A 265-nucleotide genomic window follows, 5' to 3' on the forward strand; every position below is an offset into this window, starting at 1 on the left:
GTGCTTGCTCCGGTTGTGGCGAGACGCCGGATATTAAATTACTGACTCAGCTCTATGGCGACCGGATGTTGATCGCTAACGCCACTGGCTGTTCTTCAATTTATGGCGGTAACCTGCCCTCTACACCGTATACCACCGATGCCAACGGTCGTGGGCCGGCATGGGCGAACTCTCTATTTGAAGATAATGCCGAATTTGGCCTTGGTTTCCGCCTGACGGTCGATCAACACCGTGTCCGCGTGCTGCGTCTGCTGGATCAATTTGC

Annotated in this window: 1 protein-coding gene; it reads left to right on the forward strand. The window is 54.3% G+C overall.

Annotation, left to right across the window (positions count from 1 at the left end; translation table 11 throughout):
- Positions 1–265, forward strand: a 265-nt coding sequence (locus FN960_RS21765) for a thiamine pyrophosphate-dependent enzyme (RefSeq protein ID WP_185971150.1), incomplete at both ends; no start/stop codon positions are given.

Origin of the sequence: Alkalicoccobacillus porphyridii, from assembly GCF_007293315.1 — a bacterium.
Classification (GTDB): Bacteria; Bacillota; Bacilli; order Bacillales; family Bacillaceae_D; genus Alkalicoccobacillus; species Alkalicoccobacillus porphyridii.